This is a genomic window from Bacillus sp. PK6-013, from assembly GCF_054161445.1.
The window spans coordinates 3734959-3749204 of record NZ_CP096417.1 but is presented as its reverse complement, the minus strand read 5'-3'; the positions used below and the strand labels follow the sequence as shown (position 1 = coordinate 3749204).

Below are 14246 nucleotides of genomic sequence, written 5' to 3'. Positions count from 1 at the left end.
AAATATTAAAAAAAGTTTCAACACTTGTGTGAATGAACTGCGCCGCAATTGCTCTAAAGGATGAAGACCAAATGAAAAGGCATGAGTGCCATACAATTCCGGACTCATGCCAGTCTAACCGCTTCATGACATTTTATTGTCTAACTTCGCTGGGGCATATCAAAATGAGCGGCAGCCTTTTAGTAGATTTGATCATGTATACATGGAGTGGTGCTTAGGATAGGTGCCGCCGGATTTACCGGGCATGGCTTCAAGTTCAGCAGTGTGGCGGAGAGATCTTTATGCGAGATGAGTACGGCTGGGAACACAAAGCATGAAACAGCCGCTGTCGTGGTTTCCTTCACTTTCGTCAGCATGCCGGATCACGTTTCCCGGCAGCGAAAAAGTGGTATGGAAGAAACAAAGGAGGACGTGATATGGCAAACAAAACCGCAGGAAAAGTAGCTGCAGAACTGCTGAAGGAATGGAATATTGATCATGTTTACGGCATGCCGGGGGACAGCGTCAACGAATTTATCGATGAATTGCGGCATGAAGAAAACAGCCTCCGCTTCATTCAAGTACGCCATGAAGAAACCGCTGCTCTCGCTGCCGCAGCTGATGCGAAGCTGACAGGCAAAATCGGCGTCTGCCTTTCGATAGCGGGCCCGGGTGCCGTTCATCTGCTGAACGGATTGTATGACGCGAAAGCTGACGGGGCGCCTGTGCTGGCGATTACAGGGCAGGTGTCTTCGAATGAAATCGGAAGAGATTACTTTCAGGAGATCGGTCTTGAACGAATGTTTGAGGATGTGGCTGTCTTTAATCAGCAGGTTCATTCGGCCGAAGCCCTGCCTGACCTTTTAAATCAGGCGATCCGTACCGCCTACAGCCAAAAAGGGGTCGCCGTACTGAGCGTATCCGATGATCTGTTTGCGGAAAAGATTAAGCGGAAGCCGGTTTATACGTCTGCGCTTTATATTGAAGGCGATCTTCAACCGAAGCAAAGCCAGCTGATGCAGTGTGCACAATTGATTAATCATGCGAAAAAGCCGGTGATTTTAGCCGGAAAGGGAATGAAATCGGCAAGAGATGAGCTGCTCGAGTTTGCCGATAAAGCGGCCGCACCGATCATCGTTACGCTCCCCGGGAAAGGAGTCGTACCCGATCGGCACCCGCACATGCTCGGGAATCTCGGACACATCGGTACAAAACCCGCATATGAAGCGATGGAGGAAAGCGATCTGTTGATCATGCTGGGGACTTCTTTTCCGTACCGCGATTATCTTCCGGAAGATGCGCCGGCTATTCAGCTTGATAACAACCCGGCGAAAATCGGCAAACGGTATCCTGTCACCGCCGGCCTTGTCTGCGATGCGAAAAAAGGGCTTATGGAACTGACGAAAACCATTGAACGGAAATCGAACCGCGCATTTTTGGAAAGCTGTATACAACATATGAGGAAGTGGCGCTATGAAATTGAAAAAGACGAACAGGTGGCGACAGAACCGCTCAAGCCTCAGCAGGTGATTGCAAGGCTTGAGGACGCAGTCGCCGATGATGCGGTCCTGTCTGTTGACGTCGGAAATGTGACGGTTTGGACGGCGCGCCATTTTAATATGACCAATCAGGATTTTCTGATTTCAAGCTGGCTTGGCACGATGGGATGCGGTCTTCCAGGCGCGATTTCCGCAAAGCTTTCCAATCCGGAGCGCCAAGCTGTAGCCGTGTGCGGAGACGGCGGCTTCAGCATGTCCATGCACGATTTTCCGACTGCTGTCAAATATGACCTGCCCATTGTTGTCGTGATTTTAAATAATCAGAACTTGGGAATGATTCAATATGAACAGCAGGAAAAAGGGCATGTTAATTATGCAACAGCGCTTGAAAACGTCGATTATGCCAAGTTTGCCGAGGCCTGCGGCGGGAAGGGCTTCAGCGTGACAAAGCACGAAGAGCTCATTCCGGCTTTGAAAAATGCCTTTCAATCACAAAAGCCGTCGATTATCGATGTGGCAATAGCAGATGAACCGCCGCTTCCGGGAAAAATATCTTATACACAAGCTGTCAACTACAGCAAATATATGATCAAAAAACTGGTTGAGAAAAAAGAGCTCGACTTGCCGCCGCTGAAAAAAAGTTTAAAAAGGATTTTTTAGTATGATGCCAAGGGAGATCGTCCCTTGGCTTTATCATGTTCAGATGTTAAAATTTGATGGATAGTATTGGGATATCCGCGTTTTTTCTTTTTGCATCAAAACCCGTCTCAACACAATAAAAAGAGAGGGGATTGAAACGTGGATTATTTTAAGAAAAGTACCTTCAGTACAGCTTTCATACTATCAGCCGGATTGCTGTTGATGTCAATCATTCCTCAGCACGCCTTCGCTCATGGTTTTGTCGAAAAACCAGGGAGCAGAGCGGCTCTGTGCAGTGAGGCTTACGGACTTCTCAATCTGAACTGCGGAAGCGTGATGTATGAGCCGCAAAGCCTGGAAGCGAAAAAAGGGTTTCCGCATGACGGCCCGGCAGACGGACAAATAGCATCCGCGGGCGGACTGTTCGGCGGGATTCTTGATCAGCAGTCGGAAAATCGCTGGTTTAAACATATCATGACCGGCGGAGAACACACCTTTACCTGGACATATACCGCCCCCCACAACACCAGCCAATGGCACTACTATATCACCAAAAAAGGCTGGGATCCTGACAAACCGCTAAAGCGTGCAGATTTCGAACGGATTGGAACCGTTCCGCATGATGGTTCCCCTGCATCCCGCCATTTATCTCACCAAATTTACATTCCAGAAGACCGCTCCGGGTATCATGTGATATTGGCCGTTTGGGATGTGGCTGATACTGAAAACGCTTTCTATCAGGTGATCGACGTTGATCTAGTGAACAAATAAAGCCCAGTCGTCTGAAAACCGATTTGTGAATCAGCGGGTTTTGGTGCAAACAGAGAAAATAAGTAATCAAAAACCCCGGCATGTTTTGGGAAAGCCGGGGTTTTTGGTATTCGTTATTTCTTTTTCTTCATGGCGGCAGCCATGAACGGCAGCAGGGTGCCGAACAGCATTGTGCCGCCGAAGAAATTCCCGAGGTAAGGCTGTCCGATCAGGTAACAGACGGCAAATACAGCCGCAGCAAGACCGATCATGATATAGCCTGGATAAAACCTTTTTTTAAAGCTTGTCCGCTGGGTCACCCGGAAAAATATCAGCCCGATGACGAGCGGGACAATCCATAGGTAAAACAGTATAAATACTTTCATAATCAAAACTCCATATTTTTTTATCTATCATACCAGATTGCAGTGTAAAATGCGTGTGACAAATCCCGGACTCATTTGCTGCGGGCGAGGTATTCCTCCTTCAGGAGCCCGTATACGAAATGGTCGGCGAAGTGGTCGTGGAGCCACTCGCATTGCCTGAGGCAGCCTTCTTTCGTGAAGCCGAGCCTTTCCGGAATAGCCTGGCTTTTTACGTTTTGAACAGCGGCTCTAATTTCAATTCTGTTTAAATCGTATTCGCTGAAAAGCGTGTCGATCAGCGCCCGGCAGGCATCAGTCATCAGCCCTTTTCCTTGAAAAGGCTCCCCCAGCCAATAGCCGATCGAAGTCGTACGGTTGATCCAATTGATATAATGGAGTCCGATGATTCCGGCAAAATGGCCTTGATGCCATATTCCCGCTTGAAACCCGTTGTTCGCAGCGGCCTGTTTCATGCATTCTTCGATAAAAGCTTCGGTATCCTCCAGCTGCTTTGTGCCGTCCACCCAAAACAGCCATTTCCGCAACACATCTTTAGACTGCTGGATCTGCATATAAACTGCTTTGGCATCTTTTGGTTCGAGCATTTTTAAATAAAGATCATCACGCACCATTAATTTAAACATCCAGAATCCCCCTTTTCTTCAGTATAATATAAAAAAGCCGACCAAGGTCGGCTTTAACCAGAAAATGTATCGTAAATCAAGAAAATATTAAGGGCGACGATTAAGGCGGCGATCAGCCAGGAGACGGCTGTTATCCACTTCGCATTTTTCAGGCTCCCCATAATGCGTTTATTGCTCGTAAATAAGATAAGCGGGATAAGGGCAAAGGCGATCCCGAATGACAGGACGACCTGGCTCAAGACAAGAGCGGTTGTCGGATTTACCCCTGAAGCAATAATAGCGATAGGCGGCAACATCGTAATGAACCGTCTTAGATAAAGCGGAATCCTGAAATTAATGAAGCCCTGCATGATAATATCTCCTGAAAGCGTTCCGACAGACGAACTTGATAAACCGGCGATTAACAGGCCGACGCCGAACAGTACGGCGGAAAGCGGACTGACCATGCTGCTGAAGTGGCTGAAGGCCACATCAAGGTCTTCGACAAAAATGCCGTTCTTATAAAACAGTGCAGCGGCGACGATCAGCATGCTCGCATTGATTGCTCCGGCAATCAGCATGGCGATTAAAATGTCGATGAACTCAAACCGGAATATCTTCTTCTTTTCCGCTTCCGTTTTTCCGATCACTCTCCGCTGGGTGAGAGCGGAATGGAGATAGATGGCATGCGGCATCACGGTCGCTCCCAAGATTCCCGCCGCCAGCAGGATGCTGTCTGCACCATCGAAGCGGGGAACAAACATGCCCTCCAAAACCGAACCGATATCAGGTTTTGCAAAAAAGGTTTGAAAGGCAAAAGCGATCACGACGATGAACAGCATTCCTGTTATCGCCGCTTCTAGCGGCCTGACGCCGCGCCTTTGCAGTTCCAAAATCGCGAAAGATCCGGCGGCTGCAATAATCGATGCTTCAAGCATCGGTATGCCGAACAGCAAGTAGAGACCGAGAGCAGCTCCGATAAATTCAGCCAAGTCGGTCGCGATCACGACAAGCTCTCCCTGAATCCACAAGCCGATGGAGACCGGTTTAGGGAATTCTTCCCTGGCGACTTCGGGCAGATTTTTACCCGTTGCAATTCCGAGCTTGGCAGACAGCGACTGAATCAGCAAAGCCATAATATTTGAAAAAAGAATCACCCATAAAAGCAAGTAGCCGTATTTCGAACCAGCCGCGATATTTGTGGCGAAATTGCCGGGATCAATATAAGCTATAGCCGCGATAAACGCCGGACCCAAAAAAGGGAGCAGCCTTTTGAAGCCTTTGCTTTTTCCGTCCAGTGCATCTTGAGCTTCTTTTGATATTTGCGAGTGTTTGGACAAATCGTGACTGACCATTTGATTCACCTAGATTCTCAGTTGTTTTTCCTTGTACATAAAAGTTTCCTTAGTGCAAAAATTATATCATCATCATATGCCCACGATGATCAATTGTCAACCATAAGATGTTATAGTATATGCGCGAACGGTTTCGCCCAAACAAAAAACCAGCACCGCTTTTGGGCGATGCTGGCCGGATATTATGCCTGAGAACCCATTCTCCCGCGGAAGATTAGGTTTAAAATGAAGACGAGAATTGCGGCTCCGATTATCGCCGGAAAGATGGCGAATCCCGCAATATCAGGCCCCCACGTTCCAAGCAGCCCGTGGCCGATCCAGGCTCCGATAAAGCCGACAACCATGGAGCCGATAATACCTCCTGGTGCACCGTGGCCTCCGATTGCGCCTCCTATTAAACCGATGACAATGGCTACGATTAAAGAAACGAGAAATCCTAACATTGTCTTTCCACCTCTTTCAATTGATTTATATTACATGTTTAGCCCGTCTCGGGCGTCTATAAACGCTTGAAAGCATATTGAGAAAGACGGATGGCTAATCCTCGAGAAGCGAAGCGCCTGCGATGCCCGGGTGTGTCATTTCATACGGGTCCAGAATGAGATCCAATTCTTCCTCTGTCAAAACATCATGGAGCAAACACAGCTCGCGCACGGATTGTCCTGTGGCGATCGCTTCTTTTGCAATTCGTGCGGCAGCTTCATAGCCGAGGTGCGGATTGACGGCCGTAATCGTTCCTACGCTTTTTTCGACGAATTCTTTCAGCCTGATCTCATTCGCTTCAATCCCGGTGATGCAGTAATCGGTAAATACGCGAAATCCGTTGTTCATGATTTTAATCGACTGCAGCAAATTAAAGACGAGTACGGGCTCCATCACGTTTAACTCAAGCTGCCCCGCCTCTGATGCAAGGCAGATGGTATGATCGTTGCCGATCACCTGAAATGCGATCTGGTTCATCAGTTCAGGCATCACCGGATTCACCTTGCCGGGCATGATGGAGGAGCCGGGCTGGCGGGGGGGCAGCCGGATCTCGGCAAGCCCTGCCCTCGGGCCTGACGCCATTAAACGCAAATCGTTGGCGATTTTGGACATGTTCATCATGCCGACTTTCAATGCAGCCGATACTTCTGTGTAGGCATCCGTGTTTTGTGTGGCATCGACAAGATGGTCAGCGCCTTTCAGCTGATAGCCGCTGATATCTGATAGGTGTTCGACAACGCTTTGAATATATCTCGGATCAGCGTTTAAACCTGTGCCGACTGCGGTTGCTCCCATATTGACTTCATAGAGATGATGCTGAGACTGCTTGATCCGCTGAATATCGCGTTCGATGACCCGGGAATAGGCTTCGAATTCCTGACCGAGCCTGATCGGAACGGCATCCTGAAGATGAGTGCGGCCCATTTTGATAACGGAATCGAACTCCTCCGCTTTTTGGCGGAAGGCATCCAGCATATGTTCCATCGTCGATATAAGCTGTCTTAAGTGATTCAATGTGGCCAGATGAATGGCTGTCGGAAACACATCATTCGTTGATTGGGCCATATTGACATGTGTGTTCGGGCTTAAATGGAAGTAATCACCTTTTTCTTTTCCTAAAAGCTCCAAACCTCTGTTTGCGATAACTTCATTTGTATTCATATTCATTGAAGTGCCGGCGCCGCCTTGAATGGGGTCGACAATAAAATGATCGTGCCAGAGCCCTTCCGCTATTTCGCCGGCCGCTTTTACAATGACTTCGCCGAGCTCTTTATATAAACGTTTAATATCCATATTGGCGAGAGCCGCCGCTTTTTTGACCATTGCCAAAGCTTTAATCAGCTCTTCATCAATCCGGTAGCCTGTAATCGGAAAGTTCTCCACGGCCCTCATGGTTTGTACGCCGTAATAGGCGTCAGCCGGAACTTCTTTTTCGCCTAGAAAATCCTTTTCGATCCTGGTTGCTTTCGTATCCATGGCAAAACCTCCGTAGGTTGTTTCTTATGATGTATTGTGCCTCGATCGGCCGTGTTTTAATTTGCTTTTAAAAAAAGGAAAATCGTCTTCTGATTGGGGCTGTCAAGTAATAAAGAGCCTGTTTTCTCTAATAATATACGCTCATTTGCATGGCAAAAAAATTTAAAGGAAAGATATGCAGAAACAGACAAATGGTTATATAGTTATGTTTATGTATTATTAACTTAATTAAATTTCTTTACTTCATTTGTCTTTTTGTAGTAAATTTCCTTATATAAATTTTCGTATGAGAAAGGAAGAGCTGTGATGGGACATGTACTGATGATCAATTTCCCGGGGGAGGGGCACATCAATCCCTCTCTTGGCGTCACAAAGGAGCTGCAAAGACGAGGAGAAAGCATCGTCTATTATGCAGTTGAGGAATACGCTGAAAAAATTAAAAAAACAGGGGCGGAAGTCCGTTTATACCCGGATCTCAGAGAGGCTTTATCACCCGGGAAAGAAAGAGAAAAGATGGACTTTGCCGAGTTGGTATACAATATGTCAGGTAAAGTCGATGAGATCGTTCAGCTCATCTGCCAGGAAGTCAGGGACGAGTCTTATGATTATGTGATATATGACCATCACTTTTTGGCGGGGAAAATCATTGCTGAAATGCTTGGGCTGCCGAGCGTTTCGTTATGTACGACATTTGCAATGGACGAGACGTTCGCAAAAACGTTTACCCTGCAAGGCGACCTTGAAAGCTCGCCGTATTTTGAAAAATTGAAGCAATCCCTTGGCGAATTAAGTGAGCGGTACCCCGTCAGTCTCGACAAGCCGTTTGACGTATTCTCCTGTCCGGGGGACATTACGATTGTCTTTACCTCCAGGGAGTTTCAGCCTCATGCCGAGCGATTTGGAAATGACTATTTGTTTGTCGGGCCGTCGATTACGAGCAGACAGGATCCAGGCAGCTTCCCGTTCACTGAGCTGGAGGGGGAAACCGTCATCGTGATCTCGATGGGCACGATCTTTAATCAGCAAAAAGAGCTGTATCATATGTGTATCGAAGCGTTGAAAGACTTTGACGGCAAGGTGGTTATGGCTGTTGGGAAATCAACGGACCCCGCGGATCTCGGCACCATACCGGATCATTTTATCGTGAGGCCGTATATCCCGCAATTGGAGGTTTTGAAAAAAGCCGATGTATTTGTCACCCACGGCGGCATGAACAGTACAAATGAAGGCCTGTATTTTGATACGCCGCTCATCGTCATTCCGATGGGTGCTGACCAGTTTTTCGTCGCAGCTCAGGTGGAACGGACAGGGGCCGGGATCAAGCTTGATAAAAATGAACTTTCTCCGGCTGTTTTACAAAAAACGATTAAAGATATGCTTGAAAACCGCTCCTATAAAGACGGAGCCGCCAAAATCGGCCGCTCGCTCCGCGATGCCGGCGGCTATCAAAAAGCAGCTGATGCTGTATTGGAGTTGGCGGGGAAAAAAGTAAGACGCTCCAAAAACGGAGCGCCCCGTTAATTCATCCTGATCTTCCGCTCCACACTGCCGTCTTTTTTATGGACGATGACGGCAGTGCCTTTGTTTTCGGCGATTTCTTTCGCCCGTTCGACGGCTTCTGCTTTTGTATCCTTTACTTCGCTGGCCCGCTTGGCGTCTTCGGCTTTGACTGCCCAGCCTTTTTCGTGTTTAATGACATGCTCGCACTTTTCCGCAAGCTCCGGCCTGCTGCTCGAACCGCTGTCACCGCGTACCGTTTCATCAGCTTCCTCCGCATAGGATTTGAGTTCGCTTTTGCTCCTGTTATCCGCCCATTCCTTCGCCTGACTCGTCGCGATCGGAATCGCCCGGCTTTCGTCGTATCCTTCGTCTACCATTGCATTCGCAATTTCAATGGCTTTCTTTTTTACCGGTTTGTCCAAATGCTTCAATGAAGCGGGATAGTCTTCCATTGACCATGGCATTTGATCATTCCTCCTTTTACATAAAGGTTTACCCTCCGGCTGCCGATTAAAAAACACGGATTCATAAAGTGAATCATTGTATACTATAAAAAAACACGATTGAGAGGGCGAACCTTCTGTGCGCAACGATAAAACAGATTTGGAAAACGAACTGAAAAAAATTGAAAAATGGGAAAAAGAGCAGCAGAAAGCGTGGTTTTGGGAAAGGATCGGGCGGCTGCCGTTCAAGGTTCTGGACAAGCTTACACCGGCATTCATTCAAGATAAAATCGGTCTCTTGCTCGACGAAATCGGCGGCTTTATTCAAAACGGCGGCCAATATTTGACGTCCGAAAAACATCTGATCCGCCAGTTTCAAAAAAAGCTGCCGGATGAAACGATCGAAACGGTCGAAGATATTCAAAGGGCTCCTTTGGAAGTGATGGATCAAATGTGTGAAAACCTCGGAAAAAACAGGGCGAATACCGCGGCTGTCCAAGGAGCGACAACAGGTGTCGGCGGCTTATTCACGCTTGCCGTCGATATTCCCGCCATCCTCGGCCTTTCATTGAAGACATTACAGGACATCGCGGTGTCTTACGGCTACGATCCTAAAGAAAAAACGGAGCGGATGTTCATTATTAAATGCCTGCAGCTCAGCGCCGCTGATATTGTCGGGAAAAGGGCGATCATTCAGGAACTCAGCCGATACCATCTACAGTCAGGCTCACGGGAAAATATGATTTCGCAAATTCAAGGCTGGCGGGAGGTTGTTTATACATACCGCGATTCTTTCGGATGGAAAAAGATGTTTCAAATGGTGCCCGTCGCAGGCATCCTCTTTGGCGCAATCTCAAACCGTTCAATGGTGAACGGCGTTGCCGAAACAGGGATGATGATGTATAAAAAACGGAGGATCATGGAAAGGCTTGCGGAGCTGGACGCCGCAGAAACAGAGTGATAAAAAGGCTGCCGTTTCGATAATGGCAGCCTTTTTCATAGAGTTACGCTTTTTCCGTAAAGCGAGGCAGTCTGAAGATAATCGCGCATATGCCGCAGACGCCGATCAAAATCGGATAAAAAGAATAAGGAAGAATGCTGACAGGCGATATTTTCGCGATTTGTGCAGCTGACAGCATTTGCGCGCCGTAAGGAATCAATCCTTGTACCACACAGGAAAAGATATCGAGGATGCTCGCCGATTTCCTATTGTCGATTCCGTACCGGTCGGATAAATCTTTTGCCAGCGGCCCCGCTGTAATAATGGCAATCGTATTGTTGGCGGTCGCCAGGTTTGCCGCGCTGACAAGGCCGGCAATGCCCGCTTCCGCTCCTTTTTTTGAACGGATTCTCCGCGATACAAATTGAAGGAGAAATGCGATCCCGCCGTTTCGCTTCATCATTTCCGCCATTCCGCCAATCAGAAGCGATAAAATGATCAGTTCGGACATCCCGCCGATGCCTTCGGTGATCGCGGTTAAATACGTATGAAGCGTCAGGCTGCCGTCGGAAATACCGATTACTCCGGCTAACACGATGCCGCCGAAAATAACGGCCATAACATTAAATCCGAGAAGGGCGAATATCAGAACACCGAGATACGGCAGCACCTTTACCCAGCTGTAAGTCCCGGCTTGTGCGGCAGGATGCCCTCCGGCTGAAAACACCATCAGCAGGATGACCGTGGCAACCGCGGCAGGCAGGACGATCAGGAAATTCGTTTTAAACTTGTCCGACATTTTCGTCTTTTGTGTGCGGACAGCGGCAATGGTCGTATCGGAAATAAATGATAAGTTATCACCGAACATCGCGCCCCCCACAACCGCAGCAACCGAATAGGCCGCCGGAACGCCGATTTCGGCGCTGATCCCTGCTGCGATCGGAGCGAGCGCAGCAATCGTTCCGGTTGACGTGCCCATCGACACAGAGATAAACGCAGCGATGATAAATAAACCGGCAACCATAAACTGCCCCGGTACAAACGAAAGCGCAAGATTAACGGTTGATTCAACGGCCCCCATCGCCTTTGCGGCTGATGAAAACGCGCCGGCCAAAATAAAGATCATCACCATGATCATAATATCGGGGTGTCCGGCGCCTTTCGCAAACCACTCCGTCTTTTGGCTGAGCTTCTCCTTACGGTTCATCGCCAGTGAGACAACCGATGCCGCAAGCGCCGCGGCCACGATTGGCAGGCTGTAAAAATCGCCTGTGATCAAGCCTGATCCAACGAATAAACAAACAAATAAAAACAGCGGCAAAAGCCCTGAAGCTTTTCCGTTTTGATTTTGCATGATGTACACCTCTTCTATAGGTTCAAACCGTTTTTTCACCAATATCCAACACTTTAAAAGGCGAACGCTCAAAAGTCAAATGGTAAAATAAGTTCGGGAGAAAATCAAATGAAAGAGGAGTGAAGCTGATGGATCGCAAAACGAGTCTTCTTGAATTGACAAAGAAAGTCACAGAAAAGCACGCCAATTTTTCCGTTTCGGAAGTGAACGACCATTGTATGCGAATTGCTGTTTTGGAGGGCGAATACGTATGGCATTTCCATCCCGGCTCAGATGAGCTGTTTATTGTTTTGGAAGGAGAGCTGTTGATCGACTTTCAGGACCGTCCCACAGAAGTCCTGAAAGCGAACGATTCCCTGCTGATTCCGAAAGGCGTCATTCACCGGACGCGCGCTGATGTAAGGTCGGTTAACCTTTGTATAGAAAAAACTAATGCGGAAACCGTCCCGTTCGCGGAAGGGAATGTGCTGAAGCTGATACGGTGCAAACCAGCCGGACAACAGCTTCATGCATTCAGCGAGGCGCAGGCCAAATGGGCTCCGCTGCAAAACGTCAGCGGATTCATCAGACAGTGGGGCGGATGGATGGAAACAGAAAACGGGCCGGAAGCCCTTGTCCTCGTGCTTTGGAAATCAAAGCGCGATTATTTGAACTTTATGGCCGATCATCATGATGCAATATATGAAAGAACGAATCAGAAAGGTACGTTCGAATCCATCAACATTACCCTGTTTGAAGAGCCTGCCGAGATATCTAAGACGCTGCAGAACAATACGCCGGCTCCGGTACCGGAATGGACGGTAAAAGGCAGCGGATGATTGCATGATTCCCGGACTCTTTCGTGAATGTGCTATTTGTGTTTACTCTTTTTGAAATGTGGAATGTAAAAACCATAACACTTCAAAAGGAGGAATCGAAAATGGCAAACAATAATGACAACAACAAAATGAGCAGGGAAGAAGCAGGCAGAAAAGGCGGAGAAAAAACAAGCCAAAACCATGATAAAGAATTCTACCAAGAGATCGGTCAAAAAGGCGGAGAAGCCACAAGCAAAAATCATGACAAAGAATTCTACCAGGAAATCGGCGAAAAAGGCGGGGAAGCCACAAGCCGTAATCATGACAAAGAATTCTACCAGGAAATCGGTGAAAAAGGCGGAGAAGCCACAAGCCGAAACCATGATAAAGAATTCTACCAGGAAATCGGTGAAAAGGGCGGAGAAGCCACAAGCAAAAACCATGACAAAGAATTCTACCAGGAGATCGGTCAAAAAGGCGGAGAAGCCACAAGCCGAAACCATGACAAGGAGTTCTATCAAGAAAACGGTGAAAAAGGCGGACGCCAAAGAAGAAGCGGTTAATGTACGGTGAAGAGAGGGGCTGAACATCAGCCCCTCCTTTTTTATGGAAGATGCCTGCCGCTGCCGCACGAGCGCTCATATTAAAATATTATTAATTATTGATCTTCTGAAGAGATTTCCGGTCTGTTTTGTTATATAATTTACAGATGATGCATCAAATTGTAATTATAAAAGTTTGAATGCTAAAAGTTAAGGACTAAAGTACTGGTGGGAGTGTACCGAATGGCAGCGTTGATTAAATTTTTTCAGCATCCTGGGGTCAGGCGTTTTTCAGTTTTTGTTGTATTGGCGGGAGTTTTATATCTGTTCCGCAGCATGATGAATCTCATATTGCTCACATTTATCTTTACGTTTTTGATGAACCGTCTGGAAAATGTGATCCGCGGTTTTTTAAACCGCTTTATTAAAGTCAGCCAGAGACTGATTATTTCCTGTTTGTATGCGGCTCTTGCCATCGCGCTTTCGATCGGCGGTGTGGTCTATTACCCCGTGATCGTCACCCAGATTCAGCAGCTGATCAAACAAGGAAAGTATATTGCTTCTCACCCTGACAGCATTCCTTTTCTCGATATGATCACCGGTATGTTCGGCGATATCAATTTGACATCCTATTTGGAAAAAGGTCTTAACTTTATCTATACATATATCACAGATATTAGCGCGTTTGGCCTGCAGGTGGTTATGTCATTGGTTCTCAGCATGTTCTTATTGATCGAAAAAGACAAGGTCTTGAGCTTAATGGATAAATTTAAGACGAGCAAAATAGCTATTTTCTACGAGGAAATTGCTTACTTTGGTAAAAAATTCACGAGAACGTTCGGAAAGGTGCTTGAGGCTCAGTTTATTATCGCCTCCATCAATTGCGCATTGACGACCATTGCCCTCGCGATTATGGGTTTTCCTCAGCTATTCGGCCTTGCCGTCATGGTGTTTTTCCTCGGGCTGGTTCCGGTCGCAGGTGTTGTGCTCTCCCTTATTCCGTTAAGCATTATCGCCTACAGTATCGGCGGAATCGCTTATATCGTATCACTGGTATTGGTTATCATGATCGTCCATGCGATAGAGGCCTATTTCCTCAATCCGAAACTGATGTCCGCCAAGACGGAGCTGCCGATTTTCTTCACGTTTATCGTGCTGATTTTTTCTGAACATTTCATAGGGATTTGGGGTTTAATTATCGGTATTCCGATATTTGTTTTCCTGCTTGATATCCTTGATGTCACAAGTCAAGAGAAAAGCCGAACAGCGGGCACCCGAAAATAGCATATATTTGTAAATCGGAAAATTTGGTTTACATATTTCGAATTTTCAGGTATAACTGTTATATAACGAAATAGCGCCACACGTTTAATCCTTTAGTAGGAGTGGGGGACCCGATCATTTGGGGTGAATTTTTCTGTTCCCGTGCGAACTGAAAGACGGACATCTCTTCGTCCGAACCCGTCAGCTAACCTCATCAACGTGAAGAGAGTCATGTGGA

Annotated in this window: 13 protein-coding genes, 2 pseudogenes and 1 riboswitch; of the genes and pseudogenes, 8 read left to right on the top strand and 7 right to left on the bottom strand. The window is 47.3% G+C overall.

Features of this window, described 5'->3' with window-relative positions; all coding sequences use genetic code 11:
• Positions 1–416: 416 nt before the first annotated feature.
• Both M1E03_RS18955 and M1E03_RS18950 read left to right on the top strand, forming a co-directional pair.
• Positions 417–2138, top strand: a complete 1722-nt coding sequence (locus M1E03_RS18955) for a pyruvate oxidase (protein ID WP_020450230.1) — start codon at positions 417–419, stop codon at positions 2136–2138.
• A gap of 138 nt (positions 2139–2276) precedes the next feature.
• Positions 2277–2882 (top strand): annotated as a pseudogene (locus tag M1E03_RS18950) (lytic polysaccharide monooxygenase auxiliary activity family 9 protein); the annotation flags it as partial.
• A 119-nt stretch (positions 2883–3001) separates the two neighbouring features.
• Here the strand turns inward: M1E03_RS18950 and M1E03_RS18945 are convergent.
• The 5 genes from M1E03_RS18945 to aspA all read right to left on the bottom strand — a co-directional run bounded on the left by M1E03_RS18945 (position 3002) and on the right by aspA (position 7169).
• Complete coding sequence (locus M1E03_RS18945; RefSeq protein ID WP_020450232.1) at positions 3002–3253, bottom strand: hypothetical protein; 252 nt, start codon at positions 3251–3253, stop codon at positions 3002–3004.
• A 71-nt stretch (positions 3254–3324) separates the two neighbouring features.
• The gene (locus M1E03_RS18940) at positions 3325–3876 is read right to left on the bottom strand and encodes a GNAT family N-acetyltransferase (RefSeq protein WP_020450233.1); all 552 of its coding nucleotides are present in this window, start codon (positions 3874–3876) and stop codon (positions 3325–3327) included.
• Between the two features lie 53 nt (positions 3877–3929).
• Positions 3930–5210, bottom strand: a complete 1281-nt coding sequence (locus tag M1E03_RS18935) for an Nramp family divalent metal transporter (RefSeq protein ID WP_020450234.1) — start codon at positions 5208–5210, stop codon at positions 3930–3932.
• Positions 5211–5392: 182 nt separating this feature from the next.
• On the bottom strand, positions 5393–5653 hold the full coding sequence (locus M1E03_RS18930) for a GlsB/YeaQ/YmgE family stress response membrane protein (protein WP_020450235.1): 261 nt from the start codon (positions 5651–5653) through the stop codon (positions 5393–5395).
• A gap of 94 nt (positions 5654–5747) precedes the next feature.
• Positions 5748–7169, bottom strand: coding sequence for an aspartate ammonia-lyase (gene aspA, locus M1E03_RS18925; protein ID WP_023857888.1), 1422 nt, complete (start codon positions 7167–7169; stop codon positions 5748–5750).
• A gap of 306 nt (positions 7170–7475) precedes the next feature.
• Here aspA and M1E03_RS18920 point away from each other — a divergent pair, with 306 nt between their 5' ends.
• Entirely contained in the window at positions 7476–8690 is a 1215-nt protein-coding gene (locus tag M1E03_RS18920; RefSeq protein ID WP_224146453.1) for a macrolide family glycosyltransferase, read from the top strand.
• Here the strand turns inward: M1E03_RS18920 and M1E03_RS18915 are convergent.
• Positions 8687–9133, bottom strand: coding sequence for a DUF2188 domain-containing protein (locus tag M1E03_RS18915; RefSeq protein WP_020450238.1), 447 nt, complete (start codon positions 9131–9133; stop codon positions 8687–8689). The genes M1E03_RS18920 and M1E03_RS18915 overlap by 4 nt on opposite strands.
• 118 nt (positions 9134–9251) lie before the next feature.
• On the opposite strand from M1E03_RS18915, the gene M1E03_RS18910 reads away from it, so the two are divergent.
• A complete protein-coding gene (locus tag M1E03_RS18910; protein ID WP_161517536.1) occupies positions 9252–10073 on the top strand; it encodes an EcsC family protein in 822 nt (273 codons plus the stop codon).
• Between the two features lie 43 nt (positions 10074–10116).
• Here M1E03_RS18910 and M1E03_RS18905 read toward each other — a convergent pair whose 3' ends face one another.
• On the bottom strand, positions 10117–11406 hold the full coding sequence (locus M1E03_RS18905; RefSeq protein ID WP_023857885.1) for a Na+/H+ antiporter NhaC family protein: 1290 nt from the start codon (positions 11404–11406) through the stop codon (positions 10117–10119).
• 128 nt (positions 11407–11534) lie between these two features.
• Here M1E03_RS18905 and M1E03_RS18900 point away from each other — a divergent pair.
• From M1E03_RS18900 to M1E03_RS18885, 4 genes and pseudogenes are all read left to right on the top strand, one after another.
• Positions 11535–11864, top strand: a pseudogene (locus tag M1E03_RS18900) (cupin domain-containing protein); the annotation flags it as partial.
• 6 nt (positions 11865–11870) lie between these two features.
• Positions 11871–12224, top strand: a complete 354-nt coding sequence (locus M1E03_RS18895; RefSeq protein WP_306419670.1) for a YdbC family protein — start codon at positions 11871–11873, stop codon at positions 12222–12224.
• A gap of 101 nt (positions 12225–12325) precedes the next feature.
• The gene (gsiB, locus tag M1E03_RS18890) at positions 12326–12766 is read left to right on the top strand and encodes a glucose starvation-inducible protein GsiB (RefSeq protein ID WP_023857883.1); all 441 of its coding nucleotides are present in this window, start codon (positions 12326–12328) and stop codon (positions 12764–12766) included.
• A gap of 222 nt (positions 12767–12988) precedes the next feature.
• The gene (locus tag M1E03_RS18885; RefSeq protein ID WP_023857882.1) at positions 12989–14029 is read left to right on the top strand and encodes an AI-2E family transporter; all 1041 of its coding nucleotides are present in this window, start codon (positions 12989–12991) and stop codon (positions 14027–14029) included.
• A 71-nt stretch (positions 14030–14100) separates the two neighbouring features.
• Positions 14101–14242, top strand: a riboswitch (cyclic di-AMP (ydaO/yuaA leader).
• Positions 14243–14246: the final 4 nt, after the last annotated feature.

Excerpts from the sequence above, each read along its gene's own strand:
- M1E03_RS18940 (WP_020450233.1), bottom strand. The coding sequence starts at position 3,876 with ATGTTTAAATTAATGGTGCGTGATGATCTTTATTTAAAAATGCTCGAA.
- M1E03_RS18935 (WP_020450234.1), bottom strand. The coding sequence starts at position 5,210 with ATGGTCAGTCACGATTTGTCCAAACACTCGCAAATATCAAAAGAAGCT.
- M1E03_RS18920 (WP_224146453.1), top strand. The coding sequence starts at position 7,476 with ATGGGACATGTACTGATGATCAATTTCCCGGGGGAGGGGCACATCAAT.
- M1E03_RS18915 (WP_020450238.1), bottom strand. The coding sequence starts at position 9,133 with ATGCCATGGTCAATGGAAGACTATCCCGCTTCATTGAAGCATTTGGAC.
- M1E03_RS18885 (WP_023857882.1), top strand. The coding sequence starts at position 12,989 with ATGGCAGCGTTGATTAAATTTTTTCAGCATCCTGGGGTCAGGCGTTTT.
- gsiB (WP_023857883.1), top strand. The coding sequence starts at position 12,326 with ATGGCAAACAATAATGACAACAACAAAATGAGCAGGGAAGAAGCAGGC.
- M1E03_RS18905 (WP_023857885.1), bottom strand. The coding sequence starts at position 11,406 with ATGCAAAATCAAAACGGAAAAGCTTCAGGGCTTTTGCCGCTGTTTTTA.
- M1E03_RS18955 (WP_020450230.1), top strand. The coding sequence starts at position 417 with ATGGCAAACAAAACCGCAGGAAAAGTAGCTGCAGAACTGCTGAAGGAA.
- M1E03_RS18930 (WP_020450235.1), bottom strand. The coding sequence starts at position 5,653 with ATGTTAGGATTTCTCGTTTCTTTAATCGTAGCCATTGTCATCGGTTTA.
- M1E03_RS18945 (WP_020450232.1), bottom strand. The coding sequence starts at position 3,253 with ATGAAAGTATTTATACTGTTTTACCTATGGATTGTCCCGCTCGTCATC.
- aspA (WP_023857888.1), bottom strand. The coding sequence starts at position 7,169 with ATGGATACGAAAGCAACCAGGATCGAAAAGGATTTTCTAGGCGAAAAA.